The sequence below is a fragment of the Synechococcus sp. R6-5 genome, assembly GCF_047461775.1.
GTDB lineage: Bacteria > Cyanobacteriota > Cyanobacteriia > Thermostichales > Thermostichaceae > Thermostichus.
Window position 1 is genome coordinate 1 of record NZ_JANSHV010000340.1, and the last position, 3,731, is coordinate 3,731.

General features: G+C 58.3%; 4 protein-coding genes. All 4 read right to left on the minus strand.

Annotated elements, in window-relative coordinates:
* Positions 1 to 21: 21 nt before the first annotated feature.
* Positions 22 to 822 (minus strand): metal ABC transporter ATP-binding protein, encoded by an 801-nt coding sequence (locus NW818_RS13530; protein ID WP_414424847.1) that lies wholly within the window; start codon positions 820 to 822, stop codon positions 22 to 24.
* A complete protein-coding gene (locus tag NW818_RS13535; RefSeq protein WP_414424848.1) occupies positions 819 to 1,940 on the minus strand; it encodes a metal ABC transporter solute-binding protein, Zn/Mn family in 1,122 nt (373 codons plus the stop codon). Before NW818_RS13535 ends, NW818_RS13530 begins: the two co-directional genes overlap by 4 nt.
* Positions 1,941 to 1,953: 13 nt before the next feature.
* On the minus strand, positions 1,954 to 2,397 hold the full coding sequence (locus NW818_RS13540) for a SufE family protein (protein WP_414329195.1): 444 nt from the start codon (positions 2,395 to 2,397) through the stop codon (positions 1,954 to 1,956).
* A gap of 97 nt (positions 2,398 to 2,494) precedes the next feature.
* Positions 2,495 to 3,634, minus strand: a complete 1,140-nt coding sequence (cfa, locus tag NW818_RS13545; RefSeq protein ID WP_414424849.1) for a cyclopropane fatty acyl phospholipid synthase — start codon at positions 3,632 to 3,634, stop codon at positions 2,495 to 2,497.
* Between the last annotated feature and the right edge of the window lie 97 nt (positions 3,635 to 3,731).

The window sequence follows — 3,731 nt, forward strand, 5'->3', positions numbered from 1 at the left end:
AAGCAGTCAGGGTCGGGTAGTTTACTGACGGTGGATGTAGCGGACAAAATGGTGCTCCGCACCGCTGTCGCGAACAGACCCATAAACCCGGCTCAGCACTTCTGGTGCCAAAGCCACCTGGGGGGATCCCTGGCAGATGAGGGATTGGTTGAGGCACAGCACGCGGTCGCAATAGCAAGACACCATTTCCAAATCATGGGAGATCTGCAAAATGGCCCAGCCCAGAGATTGGCGCAGCTCTTCCAGGAGCCGGTAAAACTCCCCCTCGCTGAGCGTATCTAAGCCTGCCGGTGCCTCGTCGAGGATAAGCAACCGCCGCGGCCAAGCCAAGCAATAGGCCAACAGCACCCGTTTCAGCTCCCCGCCGCTGAGCTGGCCCAGAGCCTTAGAGGACAGGTGGGATGCGCCGACCCGTTCCAACGCCTCTTTCACCGCCTGCCGCCGAGCAGAGCGCTGCTGCCAAGGCCAACAGGGTTGCAATGCCCCCCAACCCAAAGCCACAAACTCCTCCACCACCATGGGGATCCCAGGATTGAACTGAAAACGCTGGGGCACGTAAGCCACCTGCTGCCGCACCGAGGGGGGCAAATAACCGGACAGGCACACCGGCTCTCCCAGAATCCAAACCGAGCCGCACTGCCGCGGCAGGATCCCCAAGATGGCCTGCACCAAGGTACTTTTGCCAGCGCCATTGGGGCCGACAATGGCCGTATGGGATCCCGCCCTCAGCTCAAATGACACATTCTGTACTGCCAAGCGGGATCCCCGATAGACCGTCAGCCCCTCGACGCGCAGGACAACCTCGCCGGAGCAGGAGATCACCGCCCCCTCGCCAGTAGTTGTTCCAGCGAACCTTGCCCAAGCCAGGGCAGCTCCAGCGGCACAAAGGCCGTCTCCTTCTCAAAGGCCGAGATCAGATTATCCACGTTCTGCCGCATGATGGTCAGGTAATATTCCGGCTCGATCCCCTCAGGGCCGGCAGTCTCGATGGAATCGAAGACCCGCACTTCCACCCCCAAATCCCTGGCCAAGATCTGGAAGGGGTTGTTGTCTCCCACCTGAGGTTCCACCAAGATGGTCTTCAGGCCCGACTCCCGCACTGTCTCCATCACCCGTCGCACATCTTCTGGAGAAGGATTGGCCTCTGGGATCTCCACCAAAAACTCAGCCTTGAGGTTGTAGCGCTCGGCAAAGTAGGGGGCAAAGTTGTGGAAAACTACAAACTTTCTGCCGGCAAAGGGAGCCAAGCGCTGCTCGATCTCCTCATCCAAAGCCTTGAGCTTCTCGATAAAAGCAGCCGCATTGGCCTGGTAGATCTCTGCCCCCGCCGGATCTACAGAGATGAGGCCATCACGAATATTTTCCACCTGCTGAATGGCCCGCCTGGGATCCAGCCAAATGTGGGGGTTAAACTCGCCGTGGCTGTGCCCATGAGAGTGGCCATGGCCATGCCCGTGAGAATGGCCGTGACTGTGTCCATGAGAGTGTCCATGGCCGTGACCGTGGGAGTGCCCATGCTCTGGCTCCTCAGCCCGCAAAGTTGGGATCCCTTCGCTGCTGTCAACGATTTGCAATTGGGGGTTCCCAGCGCTGGCGATCAACCCTTCCAAAAACGTTTCCATACCCAACCCGTTGATCACCAGCACATCCGCCTGAGCCAGCAAACGAACCTCCTCAGGTCGAGCCTGAAAGTCGTGGGGCCCCATCTGAGGGGGAAGGAGTGGCGTGACTTCTGCCCGATCCCCGGCCACAGCACGGGTAAATTGCGTTATCGGCAAAATCGTGGTCACCACCTTTGGGGGGCTGGATCCCTGCTGGGCCCGGGACTCTTCTTGGCGCATCTGCAGGCTTCCCAGGATCCCGACCGAGAGGGCGGCCAGCAGCGAGACCAGCGATCGCACCGGTCGAGCCGAACGGATAGAGTTAGCTTGATCAGTCATGAGCCTGAATACCTCACAAGACAACAGAGACAGCAGAGCTGGAAGCAACTGACTTCCCAAAAGCCAAGGCCCTCTGCCGCAGCATCGAAAACATGCTCACCAGACCGTTGCTCCTGGAAGGGCTAAGGCTGAAATTGAGGCCCATCTCCCGCACAAACTCTGGGGAAACCCCCAAAATCTCTTCCGGCGCTAGGCCACTTAGCCCCTCCACCACAATGGCCACCAAACCCTTGACCAACTGAGCATCGGCATCCCCTTGGATGTAGACCTTGCCCTCCCTAAACTCGGTGGCCAGCCACACCCGCGAAGCGCAACCTCTGACTAGGTTCTCCTCCTTCCTCTCCGCTTCGGGAAAGGGTGGCAGGCGCTTGGCATAGGCTAGGAGAAGCTCATACTTCTGCCGCGAGGTCTTGGCCTTCTGGAAGCGATTGACAATTTGCTGCAGAGCTGCGGGCATCCCTCAGCTTGTCTAGAGTGAGAATGATAATCAAACTCATCATAACACCCCCACTCAGCGAGGGCGCAGGGGCACCTGCAAACTTTTGGGACTGTCGTTACCGAAGCGAGCGATAGCCGCCACTTACTCCCCGTGGTGAGAGGACCAGTTGCCAAAGTTGGCTGGCCCGGGCCTTGAAGCTACCGGCACTCATCAGGAGATAGAGCCGCCACATGCGGCGAAAGCGCTCATCGTAGCGGTCGGCTAATTTTGGCCATGCCTGCTCGAAATTGGCGTGCCAGGCTTTTAAGGTGGCCACGTAATTGATCCCAAAATTGTGCCAGTCTTCCAGCACAAATAAGCCCTCAAAGGCTGCAGTAATCAGATGAGGCGAGGGCAGCATCGAGTTGGGGAAAATGTAGCGCTCAATCCAGGGATCCCGCCCCTGGTAGGCCACGTTGCTGCCGATGGTGTGCAGAAGAAACAAGCCATTGTCGTTCAACAAGCGGCGGGCTACCTGCATAAACGTTCGGTAGTTTCGGTAGCCAACATGTTCAAACATGCCGACAGAAAGGATGCGATCAAACTTTCCCTGGGTCTGGCGATAGTCTTCTAACCGAATCTCGACCGGCAGGCCGCGGCAGCGTTCGCTGGCCAGTTTGGCTTGCTCTTTGGAAACAGTAATCCCCACAACCTGCACCCCGTAGCGTTCGGCCAGGTACTGGGCTGTGCCGCCCCAGCCACAGCCGATGTCGAGCACCCGCATGCCGGGTTGGAGTTCCAGCTTGCGGGCAATGAGGTCAAGCTTAGCTTCTTGGGCTTCATCCAGAGTTTGCGCGCCCCCATCCCAATAGGCACAGCTGTAGATCATGCGGCGATCCAGCATGGCCTCATAGAGATCGTTGCCAATGTCGTAGTGGCGCTGGCCAATGACGAATGCCCCCTTGCCCCGCTGGCGGTTGATAAGGCAACTGTCCAACCCAAGCAAGGGCTGAGTTAGCCAACCCACCTGCTGCGGTGCCTGGGCAGTTAGGAGACGACAAACTAACTCATCAATGGCCTCGCAATCCCACCAGCCCTCCATGTAGGCCTCGCCAAAGCCCAGGGATCCATAGAGCAGGCAGCGCAGGTAGAGCCGCTCGTCGTGAACTTGAATATCCCAGGGCTGTGAGCCATTGAGGGTTATACCGGCAGCATCCAGAACTCGAAGCGCATACTGACGCGCCAGCCAGCGCAAGCTGTTGAGTCCTTTCCCCATCCCTAGGGAGCCCTCACTGCAGGGAAACTGACTCAACAAATACACCCCAAGGTTGCAAGGGATCCAACAAGTTGTTTCCAATTTCTAGGGATCCCCC

What these genes read in the sequence shown, in the direction of transcription:
- NW818_RS13535 (WP_414424848.1), bottom strand. Translation starts at nt 1,940, where the DNA reads ATGACTGATCAAGCTAACTCTATCCGTTCGGCTCGACCGGTGCGATCG.
- cfa (WP_414424849.1), bottom strand. Translation starts at nt 3,634, where the DNA reads ATGGGGAAAGGACTCAACAGCTTGCGCTGGCTGGCGCGTCAGTATGCG.
- NW818_RS13540 (WP_414329195.1), bottom strand. Translation starts at nt 2,397, where the DNA reads ATGCCCGCAGCTCTGCAGCAAATTGTCAATCGCTTCCAGAAGGCCAAG.